13 protein-coding genes and 1 pseudogene are annotated in these 16632 nt (G+C 51.6%); 9 read left to right on the top strand and 5 right to left on the bottom strand.

What is annotated here, in order from left to right; all coding sequences use genetic code 11:
• Nucleotides 1-40 precede the first annotated feature (40 nt).
• A complete protein-coding gene (locus ACVB80_RS06450) occupies nucleotides 41-1276 on the bottom strand; it encodes a hypothetical protein (RefSeq protein ID WP_481080457.1) in 1236 nt (411 codons plus the stop codon).
• Nucleotides 1273-2262 (bottom strand): Gfo/Idh/MocA family protein, encoded by a 990-nt coding sequence (locus ACVB80_RS06445; RefSeq protein WP_481080456.1) that lies wholly within the window; start codon nucleotides 2260-2262, stop codon nucleotides 1273-1275. Before ACVB80_RS06445 ends, ACVB80_RS06450 begins: the two co-directional genes overlap by 4 nt.
• Nucleotides 2263-2503: 241 nt before the next feature.
• Here ACVB80_RS06445 and ACVB80_RS06440 point away from each other — a divergent pair, with 241 nt between their 5' ends.
• Both ACVB80_RS06440 and ACVB80_RS06435 read left to right on the top strand, forming a co-directional pair.
• Complete coding sequence (locus ACVB80_RS06440) at nucleotides 2504-4486, top strand: acetoacetate--CoA ligase (protein WP_481080455.1); 1983 nt, start codon at nucleotides 2504-2506, stop codon at nucleotides 4484-4486.
• A gap of 53 nt (nucleotides 4487-4539) precedes the next feature.
• Nucleotides 4540-5418, top strand: coding sequence for a LysR family transcriptional regulator (locus ACVB80_RS06435; RefSeq protein ID WP_481080454.1), 879 nt, complete (start codon nucleotides 4540-4542; stop codon nucleotides 5416-5418).
• Nucleotides 5419-5523: 105 nt separating this feature from the next.
• Here the strand turns inward: ACVB80_RS06435 and ACVB80_RS06430 are convergent, their stop codons facing one another.
• Genes ACVB80_RS06430 through ACVB80_RS06420 form a run of 3 tightly spaced genes read right to left on the bottom strand, consistent with a single transcriptional unit; the run spans nucleotide 5524 to nucleotide 9545 of the window.
• Nucleotides 5524-5919, bottom strand: a complete 396-nt coding sequence (locus tag ACVB80_RS06430) for a hypothetical protein (protein WP_481080453.1) — start codon at nucleotides 5917-5919, stop codon at nucleotides 5524-5526.
• Nucleotides 5916-8081 (bottom strand): VgrG-related protein, encoded by a 2166-nt coding sequence (locus ACVB80_RS06425; RefSeq protein WP_481080452.1) that lies wholly within the window; start codon nucleotides 8079-8081, stop codon nucleotides 5916-5918. Before ACVB80_RS06425 ends, ACVB80_RS06430 begins: the two co-directional genes overlap by 4 nt.
• A 9-nt stretch (nucleotides 8082-8090) precedes the next feature.
• Nucleotides 8091-9545 carry a DUF4150 domain-containing protein gene (locus tag ACVB80_RS06420; RefSeq protein WP_481080451.1) on the bottom strand — a complete coding sequence of 485 codons (1455 nt, stop codon included), beginning with the start codon at nucleotides 9543-9545 and terminating at the stop codon, nucleotides 8091-8093.
• Nucleotides 9546-10140: 595 nt separating this feature from the next.
• On the opposite strand from ACVB80_RS06420, the pseudogene ACVB80_RS06415 reads away from it, so the two are divergent.
• From ACVB80_RS06415 to ACVB80_RS06385, 7 genes and pseudogenes are all read left to right on the top strand, one after another.
• Nucleotides 10141-10782: pseudogene (locus ACVB80_RS06415) on the top strand (cation efflux transmembrane domain-containing protein); the annotation flags it as partial.
• 117 nt (nucleotides 10783-10899) lie between these two features.
• The gene (locus tag ACVB80_RS06410; RefSeq protein ID WP_481080450.1) at nucleotides 10900-11553 is read left to right on the top strand and encodes a glutathione S-transferase family protein; all 654 of its coding nucleotides are present in this window, start codon (nucleotides 10900-10902) and stop codon (nucleotides 11551-11553) included.
• 367 nt (nucleotides 11554-11920) lie between these two features.
• A complete protein-coding gene (locus tag ACVB80_RS06405; RefSeq protein WP_481080449.1) occupies nucleotides 11921-12280 on the top strand; it encodes a hypothetical protein in 360 nt (119 codons plus the stop codon).
• A gap of 41 nt (nucleotides 12281-12321) precedes the next feature.
• Nucleotides 12322-12525, top strand: coding sequence for a hypothetical protein (locus tag ACVB80_RS06400; protein ID WP_481080448.1), 204 nt, complete (start codon nucleotides 12322-12324; stop codon nucleotides 12523-12525).
• 154 nt (nucleotides 12526-12679) lie between these two features.
• Nucleotides 12680-13699, top strand: a complete 1020-nt coding sequence (locus tag ACVB80_RS06395) for a LacI family DNA-binding transcriptional regulator (protein WP_481080447.1) — start codon at nucleotides 12680-12682, stop codon at nucleotides 13697-13699.
• Nucleotides 13700-13838: 139 nt separating this feature from the next.
• Complete coding sequence (gene nhaC / locus ACVB80_RS06390; RefSeq protein ID WP_481080446.1) at nucleotides 13839-15281, top strand: Na+/H+ antiporter NhaC; 1443 nt, start codon at nucleotides 13839-13841, stop codon at nucleotides 15279-15281.
• 4 nt (nucleotides 15282-15285) lie between these two features.
• The gene (locus tag ACVB80_RS06385; protein ID WP_481080445.1) at nucleotides 15286-16455 is read left to right on the top strand and encodes a MalY/PatB family protein; all 1170 of its coding nucleotides are present in this window, start codon (nucleotides 15286-15288) and stop codon (nucleotides 16453-16455) included.
• Nucleotides 16456-16632: the final 177 nt, after the last annotated feature.

Raw genomic sequence — 16632 nt, 5'->3', positions numbered from 1 at the left:
AAAGTAAGTTGAAAAACGGGGCTTTCGCCCCGTTCCACAATTACTTCTTATTCACCGTCAGCAAATAGCGTTTCTCGAGCGACCGGAAGGCAGACTTGCCGGTAACTTCGGTTACCTGCTCTACGAAAGCATCCGGCAGAGAGACCCGCTGTGGCGGCACGGTTTTGAGCGCGGCTTTCAGCGCCGGAATAAAGCGGTCCAGAGAGCTGCCTTTACGCTGCAGCAGCAGGTCCAGTTCCAGCCAGAAAGCGGCACCCTTGAGGTAAAACAGCGGGTAGTACTGCATTTGCCCATCGACCACTTTTCGACTGGCAGTGTAGAGGCCAGTGTCAGAGTCCGGCAGTTTCTTTGCCGCTGCGCGCCATACCTGAACCGGCTCAGGGTGAGCATATTCGGTATCCGAGAGTGACTTCTGGGCGTAGTACTCCGCCAGGCTTTCACTCAGCCACAGCGGATAATCGATCCCTGAGATGAAATGCAGCGTCTCGTGGGCGGTGATCTTCAAAAAGTGCGGCAGCGACTTCTCCGTCAGCGTGCCTTCTTCAAGCGGTACATTGGTCAGAAAAATCCGGTTACCGGATGCGCCACCCACCGAGCCACTGCTGACTTCACGCCCCAATGCCACCAGCTCAACCGGTTCACCGGCCCGGGCATGAAATACGCCGCGCAGATAGCGAAGCTGACGTTCCATCACCGGTTGCCAGGTTTGCTGCTCTTTCGCCAGTGCCTTCACATCACTTTGAAGGGTAATGACCTGTTTCCCAACACTGAGCGCGGTTTTCTCCAGTCCGCTGACCATAAACAGCGGTGCCTGGTCCCTGCCCGGCAGTGGCTGGCATTGCTCCTCAAAGCAGACCTTTGTCTCCTCCACGCCCTGAATCCGCGGCAGTGAGTCCCACTCAGTCAGCAGGTACCAGCCGTTTTCAGGGTGATAAGTATCCATCTGAGATGAGGCGTCATAACCCTGCGCATCAGCCTTCTCAAAACTCAGCATCCAGCGCAGCTGATTGCATCGAATGGTCTCACCCCAGGATGCGCTCTGCCACTCTTCCCCTACCTGACACTCCACCTTTGGCAGGTCCGGCTCTGGGTTTTGGCTGCGCGGTGCTTCCAGTACCAGACTTTGCAGCCCGGAAGTATCTGCCGTTATGGTTACCACCTCAGGATGCTTCTTATCAGCAGTAACCTGATATACCAGTTCAGCCTGAGCCAAAGCCGGGGCCAGCGCACCTGCCCCGCTCACCAGTCCGATCAACAGTGAAAATGCTTTGTTCACGCATCCCCCTTATCTGCCGGAAACACCACCCCGACCTGGCGGCGGATTTCGGTGATCACCCGGGCAGTCGCCAGTGAGCGCTCAACCGCCTGTTCATCCATAGCCCCGGCTTTAATCTGCTGTGCAAACTTCTCCGCCTCATAACGCATGCTGTGGGGATCTGTTGCCAGGGTAAGATCCTTATCCGGCTCTCCTTTGCGTTGCAGCAGAACCCGGGCTGGCTCAGATATAAATTCAATCGCCAGGGTGCCCTTCTCTCCCTGAATGTTACTCAGGGCCGAAGAGTCACAAACCTTGGAGTGGCTGACCACCAGCTCAAATCCCTCATAACAGAAGATCGCGCTGCCATGGGCATCGACGCCGGAGCCCAGCAGTTTGCCGGAAGCCATTACCGATTCAGGCTCACCAAACAACTCCAGCGCGGCGGCAATGCAGTAATAACCAATGTCCATCACCGAGCCATTGGAAAACGCCGGGTTAAAGGTATTAGGGTTCTCTCCGGCCAGATAGCGGCCATAGCGGGAAGAGAGCTGACAGTAGCTGAAATGCCCCCGGTGCAGCGGGCCGATGTCAGTCAGGTATTTCTTAATTTGAACGAAGTTAGGCAGGTACGCGGTTTTGTACGCTTCGAACAGCACCCGGTCACTTTCACGGGCGGCCTGGTACATGGCCTGTACTTCTGAAAGATTCGAACCGAGCGGTTTTTCACAAATCACATGCTTTCCGGCTTTTAGCAGGGCGATACTCTGTGGTGCGTGAAACGAGTTCGGGCTCGCCACGTACACCGCGTCAATGCCCGGCGCGTGGCAAAACGCTTCGAAATCATCATAGTAAGCCAGTTCACCTTCATATTTGGCACCAAACTGCTGCGCTGTCACAAGCGAGCGGGAAAAGACGGCCACCAGTGAAAACTCACCACAGGCCAAGGCACCCTGAATAAAGCTGTCTGTAATCCAGTTGGTACCGATCACTGCCAGTCTGATCATTATTAGTCCTTTTGTTATTTCACTTCTTTTTTCCACGCAGGAGAGCGCTGTTATAACACACTCTGACGGGTAAATATTTGAGCGGGCACCGGAATAAAAGTTCCCGTACAACCTGCCGTAAAGCCAGGTTTGCAAGTCTCTAATTGACAACTATATTTTTATATAGAGTCGCCTGTTATCCCGTCCTGGAAAACCGGGATGACTGGTGGCGTTTTCCATGCAGATAAAAATCAGGCACCGTATGACAAAGCCAGTACCGCCAATTTGGACGCCGTCTGAAGAGAGAGTCGAAAAAGCCCTGCTCACCCAGTTCCTTGCCCGGGTGGATGCAGACTATGATCTGCACCTCAAAAACTATGATGAGCTGCACCGCTGGTCGGTGGAAAACAGCGAGCAGTTCTGGGATCAATTGTGGGATTTTGCCGATGTAATAGGCACCAAAGGCACCCTTATCTCCTCCCCCGGTCCGGCAAAGCACGGTGATTTTGTCCCCGCACGTGATACCCTGTGGTTTGAAGACAGCACCCTCAATTACGCAGAAAACCTGCTCGCCCAGGCCTTTCATACCCCCGAGCGAACGGCTGTCTGCTTTCATAACGAGCAGGGAGAAAAGCGTACCCTGAGCTGGCAGGAGCTGTGTGATCAGGTCTCATTGACCTGCCAGTGGCTGGAAGACTGCGGAGTCGGGCCCGGTGATGTGGTCGCAGGCTATCTGCCCAATATTCCTGAAACTCTGGTCGCCATGCTGGCAACGGCGGCAAAGGGCGCGGTCTGGACCTCCACCTCTCCCGATTTTGGCGTGGAGAGCGCGGCAGAGCGGTTTGGCCAGGTGGACCCTAAGGTGCTTTTCGTGGTGGACGGCTACTGCTTCAACGGCCAGGCTCACACCCTGCGCGACAAAAATCACCAGTTGGCAGAAGCACTGCCATCACTGACCCAGACCTGTCAGATCAACTACCTTCATCCCGAGAGTGAAGACGGCTTCTCGGAATGGCACCACATGCTCGATGACTACCGTCCGGTCGGCATGCGCTACGAGCGGCGCCGCTTTAACGACCCGCTGTTTATCCTCTATTCCTCCGGTACCACAGGCAAGCCGAAATGCATCGTCCATTCGGTGGGCGGTACACTGCTTAATCACGTAAAAGAACATCAGCTCCACTGCGACATCCACAGTCAGGATGTCGTGTTCTGCTACAGCACCACCGGCTGGATGATGTGGAACTGGCAAATGAGTGCGCTGGCTTCCGGTGCAGAGCTGGTTATCTACGATGGCCACCCCTGCTATCCGGATAACAACATTTTGTGGCACATCGCCAAAAAGCACGGTGTCACCCTGTTTGGTACCTCGCCCAAATACCTGGAGACGCTGCAGAAAGACGGCTATCGCCCGGCACAGCATTACAGCCTGGATAAACTGAAAACCCTCTGCTCGACCAGCTCTGTGCTCCACCCCCATCAGTTTGAGTTTGTATATCAGCACATCAAACCGGATCTGCACCTGGCATCAATCTCCGGCGGAACCGATATCTGCGGCTGCTTTGTACTCGGCAATCCCATCTCACCAGTTTACCCGGGCGAGTGTCAGCAGGCCGCACTTGGGCTGGATGTGTGCGTGTTTAATCCCGCGGGCGATCCGGTTCAGGGCACTCATGGCACCCTGGTCTGCCGCAACAGCTTCCCCAATCAGCCGCTGTACTTCTGTCAGGATAACGGCAGGAAATATCACCAAACCTACTGGAACCGTTTCCCAGGCACCTGGTATCACGGCGACGAAGTCTGCCAGACACCGCAAAACGGGTTTGTGTTCTGCGGGCGCAGCGACGCCATGCTCAACCGCTATGGCATGCGGATCGGCAGTGCGGAGATCTACCGTGAAGTGAACCGCCTTGCGCGCATTGAAGACTCGGTGGTAGTGAGCCAGAAAACCCCCACCGACAACAGGATTGTACTGTTCGTTCAGATGGCTCAGGGACTTCGCCTTGATGATGAAGATCGGGAAGCTATCAATCACAGCCTTCGGGAAAACGCTTCCCCCCATCATATTCCGGATCTCATTCTGCCGCTCAGCGAAGTGCCCAGAACCCGCTCCGGTAAACTGGTGGAGCTGGCTGTGAAAAACGTACTGGAGCATAAACCGGTGACTAACACCGGGGCACTGAGTAACCCGGATGTGCTCGAAGAGCTGAGAAACATGGAGCCACAGTGGCGCGTTATAGACTAACGCCCGGATTTCACGGTAGTATGCAAACGCACTCACCTGAATCCTGATCCGCTATGAATCTGTCACAAATCGAAGCTTTCTGTCGTGTTGCCGATCTGGGCTCTGTCTCAGAGGCCGCCCGTCACCTCGACTGTAACCGCACCAAACTCAGCATGGCGATCAAGGCGCTGGAAAAAGAGCTCGATACCTCCCTGTTTGTGCGCAGTGGTAACCGGCTGGAGCTGTCTGAAGCGGGCAAAGCCATCTACAAAGACTGCGAGAACCTGCTCAGCGTTGAAAAACGGATCCGCCAGACCTGCACCCAGATCAGCGCCAACTTTAACGCCGAAGTCTGGATAGCGCGGGATGATGCGGTGCCCGATGAAGTCTGGCAGGAGCTCGCCCATGAGCTGAACCGCCGCTTCCCGGCCACCTCGTTCAACCTGATCCTGGCGTCAAGCGGAGATCTGGCCAACTACGTCGAAACCGCCCAGGTCGATTACGCATTTGGTGTCGATTTTGAACGGGTCGACGACCCTAATCTCACCTACCAGCCGCTGGGTAAGATCCGCATGATGTCGGTGTGCCGTTCCGGCCATCCGCTGAGTAAAATGCGCCGGGCACTCGACGATGACCTGCGTGACGCCACCCAGGCTTCCATGGCCTACCTCAACGAAAAAGACAACCCGGAACTGGCCCCCTTCTCGACCCGTTATATCGGTTTCTCCTGTTTCGATTACATCCTCAACACCATCCTCCACGATGATGCATGGGGCGTGTTGCCCGAGCCACTGATCCGTACCCTGCTGCGCCAGGAAGAGCTTTCGGTCATCAAACACACCTATGGTCTGACTCAGGAAGATTTCTGCATGGTCACCCGGGCCGGTATGGCTGAACACCCGGGAATGTCCTGGCTGGCTGATCAGTTGAGCGATTATTTGTTCAAGTATTGACGATAAAACATGTCTGAATGGATATGAACATGCAAAAAGGTGAAGCAACAGCTTCACCTCATTCACAAGCGGATGTTCTCGCATTTATTAAAACTGCACACTAAATTACAACTCAAACTCAGCGGTCTCAATGACATCCTCGACGAATTTTCTTACCCTTATTGTTTTATCCAAAACACATTGCTTCTCTAAAATTAGAGCAGCCTGACCACCAGGGTAAATCAGATTAAACACTTCGCATGATTTATTGTTCAGCTTGTATTCATCTCTTACAGAACCACGAAGATACTCAATAACTTTAGATAGCTCTCTATTCTCAGTTTCCTTGTTTAGAAACTCATCGATCACTTTTTTGTTTTCCATCATTTCAGTATCAATACACCCTAACAGTTCGGCAGTAACTCCTGTTGAATTATTAGTGCAATCAAGATATGAGTCTGAGTACTGCCCGGCATTCGCCATGAATGACAACATACAAAATGTAACTATAAGTAATCTCATTTGTCTTCCTTAAGAATTGCATTCGAATCTAACAATCTCAATAGCTCTTTTTTTTCACTCTTCGCTCTGGTACGCAGACTTGGCCACAGAGTTGGAGAGCTTTTAAAGAGCAAATGAACTTTGTCATGTTTGTAATCTTGAACTTTCTTAATTATTTGTTCGTAACTCAGTCCTGTCTCACCGTTAGTAGCCTTAACTATTAAAGAGGTTTTTGGGCCATATTGAACACTTGTCGACCAAATCAAGTCTTGTATCGCAGCAGATTTACCCGGTTTAACAATACCAAGATTAAGTACTTTATCGTACTGTATATCAAAGTGAGTTCTTTTTATGAAGTCATGCTGATCTTTTCTAAACTCATCTGGTGACTCGGCTGCTATAGACTTCCATTTTTTGTCAAAATCAGAACTTCCAACAACTAAATCTTTGAAGGAGTCCTTAAATACAGAACTCTTCACATATTTATCTACCACTTTTAACGTAGATGAAAATTGGTAGACACCATATGACTTGCCACCATGATCCCCTTTACCACTAGAGATTACTCCCGGCCCATGACCTCCAGACTCATATCTCTCTGATGTCTTCCCAAGCTCAACAACAACTTTCTTTAATCGCTGAACTGAAAACGGCCAAAAGTGCCAAACAGCACCATCTTCAGGTATCCCAAGCTCGGTACCCTGCATCCACGAATAAACGTCCCCTCTATCCTTCTCGTGCTTAGAGAAAATATCATACTGTTCGATTAAGTTTTCTCTCCATCGTGAATTCCGGTATTCCAATTCAGAGATAAAGCTGGATACGTACTTTTCATCCATCGCCTCACGGGCTGTCTTATGTATATTTAAATGTAATATCTCTGATGATTTATTGTGCCACTCACTTGGATGCTTAACGATGACTGTCTCAAACGACTTTCTCTTATTATCTAAAGAGGTTCTTAACCTTTCCCGGGTTGTAGGAAAAGCATACTCGACATTTCCATCATCCGACACCTCGTTTGCAAGAGTGTAAAAAAACGAATTCATAGGGCTAACCGCGCCATCGCTGCCAGAACCATCAAATTGCTTGTATTCAATTCCCTCTGTATTTTCTACTCCAATCATCCTCAGGAAAAACTCTGGCGGTTCCTCAACTGAAAAAACTTCAATATGAACACGATTGTCCTCTTTCCGGGTTGCATTTGCATCAGTACTGAACTCATGCAAACCCATATATCCCAGCTCATCTCCGGCCTTTACCTCTATCAGGTTTGGGTGCAACTCGACAACCGGAGAATCACCTTCTGGAAGATTCAAGGTAACCACCCGTCCATCACGGAACTGTGCTCCGGGCCAGCTCATCCACTCAGGTTCACTGAGGGGCTCTGAGACCACAATTTCATCATTACTTAAATACCCAAGCTCGTCCTCTTCTCCTGCTTCTCCTGCCGCGAACCAGGCAACCTTTCCTTTCCAGCTGTGTTTTCCTTTCGTATCCCCCCCTACAGAAATGATCCGGCACTTGATCATCCTGTAAGAGGTCTTATTTATTGTCATTTCAGATGACTTTTGGGTATCTGCATCAAGGTATTCAAAGACAGTGTCTTTGGGTAATGTCTCTTTGGCAGTGATATTGTGATTATTGGGTGCTGCATTAAGGTTTGTACGTCTGAAATATCGGTTACCAGCCTTTAGTCTGTAACGCGTCTTAACTGACGCATTGGCTCCAATATCAGAGGGGGGCGCAAGATGCATGTACAGGGAGTAGAATCTGAACGTCTTCCCTTCATTTTCAGCGCCTGAATCGGCTGATTCTTCTTTGTTCAGATCAGCTGCCTCTGCTTTCGCAGAATCAAGAGGAGCTACTTCAGGAGCGCTAACCTCATGTTCCAGCAAAACAAAGTTATTGCTGAACTTGAGCTTCTGATCTTTGTAAGTAGTCTCGAGATAGTCAGGGTTAATCCGGTAAGCGACGACTCGTCCATCCAGCATCGCCTGAACAGGACGAACTCCTTTCCCCCATGGGAACATTTTGGAAGTCAGGTGCACGCCACTGTGCCACCCATACCCCTGCCCCAGAATAAACCGGCCACTTTTAACCTTATCAAAACTCTTAATGAAGTCACTGAAGGTATGAAATGATTCCCCGTCTCGCTGAGTAATTGGTAGAACTGCGTCCATTTCTGCTCCTTAATCCGAAAACACATCTTCGAAAACAATCACCGGCGGACGGTTCATGTCATTAACTCTGGTGTAAACCACAGCGTTGACTGAACCTCCGTTCGTCGCGAAACCCGACTGACCTGCTATACGCACTATGGCCCCTTTGGCCATTACTGATATCGTCAACAGCCTGTCATTCAGACTGGAAAAGATCTGGCTAAAAATATCCGGCAAAGCGCCCGACATAACTTTGAGACCATCCCGGTATCGCTGTACGCCTTCTTCTATAGCTTTGAATGAACGAATATTTGCCTGGGTTTGAATAAACGTCAGCCGGACATCAAGGGCATCAATCAGGTCACTGATGTATCCGCACAGTTTCTGGTTAATGAGCGTCCATGGAACCACCGGCAAAAACCCAACGGTACTCCCTTCGCCAAGCAGCCTCAGCTTAGCCAGCAGCTCAGCTGGCGGCTCCATAACGTCTGCCTGGAACAGTATTCGCAGGATGTCTCCGTTCTCGTGCACTTTCTCAAGTAACAGCTCAGCCAGAGACTCAAATTTGCTCAGTGTTTCCCTGTCTTCCTGAACATGGAATAAAGCCGAGACGAATGACTCAGAAAAATCTTTGGAGTGATTGTGGCTTACCCTGTGAGGAGAGAGGATACGACTCTGCTCATAAACCATGTCTTTGAAATCATCATCCGTCAGAGCCGGGGACATCAGGATACCCCAGTCATTGCTTACGCCCATTTTCTCGTCCCAGAACGGGAGGCGTCTTCCTGCTACATAAGAACAAAAATCCCGGGGATCATCGTAATACTCTGTTGGATGGTTTTCTGGCAGTACTGAGTTTGGCTCATAGGTATCCGTGGTTTCGCGCAATATCAGCTTTGCTTCTTTTACCGGCAGCCCTTCTGTGATTGCCCTTCCCTCTGCATCCAGAGTGCCTTTGGCAAGTGTTCCACCGGCCACATCTTCAAGCTCAAAAGGCGCATTCGAGTAGGGCTTACCGTTTGGATAACTGCAAATGATTTCAAGAGCATGCGTGGTTTCCGGATCCGGAGAGACGCTTACAGACGGATTCTGAACACCAAAACACATGGTATTGGCTTTGTTCATCGTCATTTGATCTGAGTTACGGCATACCCCTTTACCCTCGATCATAACGGTTGGGGAAGCGGTAACAAACTGAGCTTCCGCTTCGATGGTACCGGAGCTGACGCCTTTTTTGTCACCACCAGAATCGCCGGTACTTTTGGAAAACTTGCTGCCTTTTATCGCAATGCTGTTTCCACCATCCATAGTTACTGTCGTGGTACCATCAGCAAGGTCTGCCGACTTTGCATTGTTGCCATACGGGATGGGTACGACAGGCTTTCCCACCTTGGTTAAGCATACATCCGGTACCGATGCATTCGCTTCGCCCCCTGAACCCTGATGAACAACACTAAGCCCATTTGCATTTACAGTAATCCCCATAATCTCCCCTGACTGGCGGTTTTTCGCACAGCGATTTTATCAACAAAGTCAGGTTGCTATCTCACTGAATAAGTAGTGATTTTAACCTATTTCCCCGTCAATAAGACGGTGGGCAGATGTGACGGGCATTCCAATCCAAATATGCAACAATGTGATAAGAAAAGTATTAGAGTGTGCTTTACAAGCCCGGCAGCTGTCCCGGTAATAAAAACAGTGATTAGCTTCCTGATAAGCAAGGAGCGAACCCTGCGCTTAACAGCACCAGAATCCGGCAACCACACAAACAGAGCCCCCTTCCACTGTCCAAAAAGCCTGTTGCAGTCGCAGCCAAATCACTCAGCGTCAACTATTATGACACCACCATTTCGCCCTAACTCACTGAAATTAAAGATAACGATGAAAATGCGACCAGGTAACACCCGCTTTAAACCCAAATGACATTTGTCAAATCTCCTGCCAGCGCGAACAATGATAAGCATCAGTCAAGCAATGACGGCAGGCCACCGGGACAGCTCCCGGGAGTGAGCGAGAATCACATCGCGCCTGCGAATCAGAACCCATTGACTGATAACGTGTTTGGCAACCGAGAAATCGTATGTGTGTAAAATCTGACAAAAATGAGAGCCGTATTCTGACCTTTTCCGCCCTGCTTGCATCCGGGTTCGCCCTGATGGGACTGGTGCTGGGGCTGTGGGTAGGATCAATGGTGATCGTGTTTGACGGTGTTTACTCACTGATCAGCCTGCTGTTAACTTTATTGTCACTGGCGGCTGCGTGGTATATCCGTCAAAACACCCGAATCGCAAAACGCTACGGGCGCTCTGTTATTCAGCCTGCAGTCATTGCTTTTAAAGCCATCGCAATCCTGACCCTGGTCAGCATCTCAATCTACTCAGCGGTTGTTGCCGTGATGGACGGCGGCCGGGATGTCGATGCTTCCATCGCGACCCTGTTTGGCTTTATCAACGTCGTGGGCTGTGGCTACGCCTGGTGGTTTATCGCAAGACGCAGCAAAAAATACCAGTCAGCGCTGGTAGCCGCAGAGTCAAAGCAATGGCAAATGGACACCCTGCTCAGCGTAGCGGTAACCGCTGGCTTTATCGCAGCGTGGCTGGTCGGCCTGACCCCATGGCACCACTATTCGTCGTACGCGGATCCGGTCATGGTACTGATGATGGCGTTCTACTTTATCAAGGTACCGATGGAGATGCTTATTGACGCATCCCGTGACCTGCTGCGCGAATTTGATATTCGGATCGGCCAGTCCGCCTGATCCCGCCAGCCAAAGCTATACTCATAACAACCTCATCGCGCCAGGCCTGATGGCCTGGCCCCGGACATAAGGACATACGTTATGAGTGATCTCAAACTGGTGAGTTTCCCTATCTGCCCCTTCGTACAGCGCTCTGCCTTCTATATGCAACTTCAGGGTATCGACTACCAGGTGGAGTACATCGACCTGATGAACAAACCCGACTGGTTTACCGCCATCTCCCCAATGGGCAAAGTGCCGGTTCTTCTTGTGGGTAATACGGCGCTGTTTGAATCCCAGGTGATCCTCGAGTACCTCAATGACACCAACAGCCAGGATCTGCACCCGTCCGACCCGCTCGATAAAGCCCGCCAGCGCGCGCTGATCGAATTTGGCTCCGGCATGCTCGGCAGCCAGTGGGCGATGGCTTCCGCCACAGGTGAAGATGAGTTCTACGCCGCCAAAGAAACCCTGACCAAACAGCTCGCCTACCTGGAAAACCAGCTCAGTCATCAGCCTTTCTTTAACGACGATCAGATCCGAATCATTGATGTAGCCTTTGCCCCGCTGTTGCAGCGTTTAAGCATTCTGGAACAGCACTATGTCATTGACCTGTTCAGCAAGAGCCCCAAAGTCAAAGCCTGGGCAGATGCCCTGCTGACCCTGCCCGCTTTCAAACGCTCGGCTGTTGATGATCTGGAAGCAAGAATCCTGAAACGGATTAATGCTTCTGGCGGGCTACTGGCTCAGAGGTAAATAAGACATACTGAGCTAATCAAAGCCGAAGCTGACATCCCGCCATGAAGCGGATGTCAGCTTCGGCTTTTTTGACGCTGCGCGACCAGAGGCATTAGGTAACATGATGAATAAGAAAATATCATAAAAATAAAAAATATTAACCATAAGTGACAAACATCACACTTTAAACAGATTAGATTAATAAGCAGATAAGGGACATATCCCTAGCTTATAAAGGACTAATCAGATAATTAAAGCCTAATGCAAGAATATAGTAACCAGCACGCATAAATTCATACTAACAATATGCACACGGTTAACTATTTGATTTCTGCTCATTTCAGTGAGCTCATATTTTTAAATATTTCATTTTTGGGGGAACAAAATGTATCAGGAAGTAACAGATCTGCTGGATGAAATTGGCTACGCCTTCGACCGTCATGAACTTAAAATGTGCATGATCCGCTCGCAGAAGAAAAAAGTCCTGAAAGCCATGATCGCTCACAGCCGGGATACAGGCTTTGACCTGTCGACAAACAATAACAAAACAATCCTGGCTTCAATTGCCTGTACGCCTGATATTGCAGAAGACATGGCTATCGGCAAACTGAATGACTACATAGACAGTGATCTGAGCGAGGAATGGAATGAGCGTGAACAACTGATGGCCCGTGCTGTTCGGCATACCGAAGAATTTAATATGTTGCTTATCCTGAATGGTGACGCCACCGTGAGGTATATGTAATGGAAATGCGAATCCTGGAAATAATCCGCTGCGCTAAATTAATGGAACTTAATATTAAAGATCCTAATGTTCAGAGCTGTGTTATTGCTACGCTAATGTGCCCGGATATTCATGAACATAATCTGGGAATGATCCTCAGTTCAGCTTACAGCAGCCAGTCTCAGGTATTTATTCAGGCGCTCCAGCAGACTCATGAGTACCAAAGACTGCGAATTAAACTGCTTGAACTCATGCCAACGGCATAAAAAAAGTATCACATGGAGGCGGTGTTCAGGCTCACATTGCCTCCATGTGATCAATCCTCCATTTCCCGCTTCCCGCCTGCATTTCTTTCCTGTTTCTGACAGTTTACTCACTACAAACGTTAGCCTTGCCCCAACTCATTAAACGGGGATCATTATGGCAACCATCGCAGACGTAGCAAAACTGGCCGGCGTTTCTACTGCAACCGTTTCCCGGGTAGTAAACCGCACAGCCTACGTTCAGCCCGCAACACTTGAACGGGTAGAAAAGGCCATAGCCACGCTCAACTACCAGCGTGATGCACGCGCAGCCGCTCTTGCAAAGCGCTCCAGCCAGACAATCGGTCTGTTAACCGGCAATCTGGCTGATCCTTTTTTTGCTCTTATAGCCAAACACGTCGAAGCTGTAGCCAGGGAGCAACAGTGCCAGCTGGTCGTCGTCAGCGGCGGGCACGATGCCAAACGGGAAAAAGAGGGGCTGGATCATCTGATAAGCCAGGGCTGTGAAGCCATGGTGGTACACAGCAAGATGCTCGATAACGCTACCCTTATCCGCTACGCCGCCCAGCTGCCGGCCATGGTTCTGCTCAACCACTGTATCCCCGAGCTGGCGCACCGCTCAGTCTGGCTCGATAACCGTACCGCTGCCTCACTGGCGGTCGAAAACCTTATCAATCAGGGCCACCGCCATATCGCCTGTATTACCACTAACCTGCCGATAGAAGACAGGGCCGAGCGCCTCGCCGGTTACTATGATGCGATGGAGAAAGCCGGGCTGGAAGTACGTCCTGGCTGGGTGATCAGCCACAACTTTATCGAAGAGGGTGGTGAAGCCGCGGGCCTGCAACTGCTTATTGACTGCCCTACCGTCACCGGAGTAGTGACCTTTAACGATGTGATGGCTGCCGGGCTGATGGCCTGCCTGCAGGAACACGGCGTCAATGTTCCCCACGATATGTCCGTAGTGGGCTTTGATGATGTGCTGCTGGCCAAATATCTCTACCCCCGTCTGAGCACCATTCACTACCCGATAGAGAAAATGTCCCGCTACGCAGCGACCCTGGCGCTCGACTTTCATAACCAGCGTGAAATTGTGCCGGCGAACCATGAATTCCAGGCCCACCTGGTCGCCCGTAACACGGTTTCCACTCCCCGCTCTGACACGGAGCAAGCATGAAATCAGCCATAAACCGTGATCATCATCAAGTTTCGAAACCCCATGTAAGCGCTTACATGAAACGTGATTCGCGCTCGCATTCCCTGGCAGGCCCTCCCCTTAAACTGGCGCCAACTCCCTACTGACAGGAATATAAAAAATGAACAAACCTCTGCCCGGAACCGGCCTGGCGCTGGCGCCAATTGCCGTGATGCTGACCCTCCTTGTGGTGGGTTACGGACACTTTGGACTGAGAATTGAAGCCCTGCTGCTGACCTCAGCCGTTTTCACCGGCCTGGTCGCCGCCAAAATGGGTTACAGCTGGGATGACATCATGAATGCCATCGTAGAAAAGCTGGCCAAAGCGATGCCGGTTATCCTGATTCTGGTCTCGGTCGGCGGCCTTATCGGCAGCTGGATGATCAGCGGAACCATTCCTTACATGGTTTACTGGGGTCTGAAAGTGATCAGCCCGGAATACATCCTGATCGCCGCCTTCTTTGTCACCAGCGTGGTCTCGGTTTGTACCGGTACTTCATGGGGCTCTGCAGGCACCGTTGGTGTGGCGCTGATGGGCGTGGCCGCAGGTCTGGACGTCAATCTTGCCGCAGCTGCGGGCGCGGTCGTTTCCGGCGCTTACTTCGGCGACAAGATTTCCCCGCTGTCTGATTCTACTAACTTCGCCCCAATCGTTGCCGGTACCACACTGTACGAGCACATCCAGCACATGCTCTACACCACAATACCTGGCTTTATCCTGGCCTCTGCAGTCTTTCTTATCGCCGGTCATCACGGTGATGTGGCTGGCATGGCTACCCCGCAAAAAGTGGCCGATATTCTGGCTGGTATCGAAAGCCTGTACACCCTGAACATACTTCTGGTGATCCCGCCGGTAATGATCCTGTGGGGCGCGCTGACCAAAAAACCGGTCCTGCCTCTGATGCTGGCAGCTTCTGCGCTTGGCCTTCTTATCGGCGTAACCGTGCAGGACTTCACCCTGCAACAGGGCTTTGAAGCCTACGTAAACGGATTCAATATCAGCATGCTGGAAGCGGGCGGTCACGCTACCGAAGGTCTGGTACCCGACATCGCTAAACTGCTGAACCGCGGCGGCCTGTTCTCTATGATGAGCACCATTCTGCTGGTTTTCTGTGCCTTTGCATTTGCGGGCATCCTGAGCCTGACCGGTGCGCTGAACGTGGTACTGGGTAAGTTCCTGCGCTTTATCCACTCGACCGGCCAGCTGATCTTCTCGACCGTTGTCGCGACCATCACCGTGGTCTTCACCACCTCAGACGGCAAACTGGCGCTGCTTATCCCGGGTGAGCTCTTCCAGGGCGCATACCGCAAAATGGGCCTGGATACCAAAAACCTGTCACGTACCCTGGAGGACGCAGGCACCGTGATTGAGCCGCTGGTACCATGGACCGCAGCGGGTATTTACATGGCGGGCACCCTGGGCGTCTCCACCCTGGATTATCTGCCATGGGCGATTCAGTGCTACGCGGGCGTGGTCTTCGCTCTGATCTACGGCTTTACCGGCTTTGGCATCGCCAAAACAGAACCTCAGCCAGAGCTGACTCAAAACAAGGCAACAGCATAAGAATATGAACAATAACTTTGACCAAACCATCGACCGCCGTAACACCGGCTCTGTGAAATGGGACTTCATGGCCCAGAAGCTTGGCCTTGAGCACGATGACCTGCTGCCGGTATGGGTGTCTGATTACGACTTTAAAGCCCCGCAGGCGGTGATCGATGCCCTGCATCAGCGGGTTGACCACGGTGTATTCGGCTACTCGGAACGTGACCAGGATTACTTTGAAGCCGTGACCCGCTGGTATCAGCAAAGACACGGTGTCGCTATGGATAAAGAGTGGATTGCGACCATTGACGGTGTGCTGCCCGGCATCGCCATGCTGCTTCAGCTGATCACTGAATGCGGTGATGAGATTGTGATGCAGTCTCCGGGCTATGGCTCATTCAACAAGATCATTGAGCTCAACCAGCGCTGCGTGGTGGAAAACCCGCTGATTGAAGAGCAGGGTCACTACCGTATGGATCTGGCGCACCTTGAGCGCTGCTTTGAGGCCGGCGCGAAAGTGATGCTGCTGTGTAACCCGCACAACCCGGTGGGCCGGACATGGCGTGAGGACGAACTGGGAGCCCTGGCTGCACTTTGCCAGCGCCATCAGGTGTGGCTGATCAGCGATGAGATCTGGGCGGACCTGGCGATGCCGGGCCATGAATACCACTCGGCACTGAAGCTGCGTCCGATTCTCGGCGACCGCCTGATCGTGGCCACCGCTGCCAGCAAAACCTTTGGTCTGGCGTCACTGCGAATGGCTAATTTCGTATTGCCGGATGCAGAACTTAAAGCCCGCTTTGTTCAGCGGATGGACGCGCACGGGATGGACGTCTATAACTGCCTGTCGATGACAGCAGCGACCACTGCCTACAACCAGTGCGGCCAGTGGCTCGACTCGCTGAAAAACTATCTTCAGGGCAACATTGATGCCCTGACTGACTACCTGGCGACCCACCTGCCAGGGGTCAGCTTTGTCCCCCCCGAAGCCGGTTATCTGGTTTGGCTGGACTGCCGTGCCCTGGGTATGAGTGATAAGGAGCTCGAAGAGCGCTGCCACGCTCAGGGGCTGGTCCCTTCTATGGGAGCCGGATTTGGTCAGGATGGAAGCGGCTTTATCCGCCTCAACCTTGGCTGTCCGCGAACCCTGCTCGATGACGCCTGCATGCGCCTCACCGCTGCGCTGAAATAAACCATACGCCTCACCTGCCGGTGGGGCGTTTTTTTGTCTGAACCTTTTTTCCATGAAAAGTGCCCTGGTCAGGCCATAACTCCATCTGTTGGGGCGCGTAGTTCAGATAAATAACCAAAGCTATACCGCTTCACATAACCAACTGGTTTTTAAAGGAAATTTAAGGCAACGCTAATA

This window comes from Vibrio sp. 9-16B-A1, assembly GCF_056726165.1.
Note: the sequence above shows the minus strand (reverse complement) of the source record. Positions and strands in the feature narration are given on the sequence as shown.

What these genes read in the sequence shown, in the direction of transcription:
- ACVB80_RS06445 (WP_481080456.1), bottom strand. Translation starts at nt 2,262, where the DNA reads ATGATCAGACTGGCAGTGATCGGTACCAACTGGATTACAGACAGCTTT.
- ACVB80_RS06440 (WP_481080455.1), top strand. Translation starts at nt 2,504, where the DNA reads ATGACAAAGCCAGTACCGCCAATTTGGACGCCGTCTGAAGAGAGAGTC.
- ACVB80_RS06435 (WP_481080454.1), top strand. Translation starts at nt 4,540, where the DNA reads ATGAATCTGTCACAAATCGAAGCTTTCTGTCGTGTTGCCGATCTGGGC.
- ACVB80_RS06430 (WP_481080453.1), bottom strand. Translation starts at nt 5,919, where the DNA reads ATGAGATTACTTATAGTTACATTTTGTATGTTGTCATTCATGGCGAAT.
- ACVB80_RS06425 (WP_481080452.1), bottom strand. Translation starts at nt 8,081, where the DNA reads ATGGACGCAGTTCTACCAATTACTCAGCGAGACGGGGAATCATTTCAT.
- ACVB80_RS06420 (WP_481080451.1), bottom strand. Translation starts at nt 9,545, where the DNA reads ATGGGGATTACTGTAAATGCAAATGGGCTTAGTGTTGTTCATCAGGGT.
- ACVB80_RS06410 (WP_481080450.1), top strand. Translation starts at nt 10,900, where the DNA reads ATGAGTGATCTCAAACTGGTGAGTTTCCCTATCTGCCCCTTCGTACAG.
- ACVB80_RS06405 (WP_481080449.1), top strand. Translation starts at nt 11,921, where the DNA reads ATGTATCAGGAAGTAACAGATCTGCTGGATGAAATTGGCTACGCCTTC.
- ACVB80_RS06400 (WP_481080448.1), top strand. Translation starts at nt 12,322, where the DNA reads ATGGAACTTAATATTAAAGATCCTAATGTTCAGAGCTGTGTTATTGCT.
- ACVB80_RS06395 (WP_481080447.1), top strand. Translation starts at nt 12,680, where the DNA reads ATGGCAACCATCGCAGACGTAGCAAAACTGGCCGGCGTTTCTACTGCA.
- nhaC (WP_481080446.1), top strand. Translation starts at nt 13,839, where the DNA reads ATGAACAAACCTCTGCCCGGAACCGGCCTGGCGCTGGCGCCAATTGCC.
- ACVB80_RS06385 (WP_481080445.1), top strand. Translation starts at nt 15,286, where the DNA reads ATGAACAATAACTTTGACCAAACCATCGACCGCCGTAACACCGGCTCT.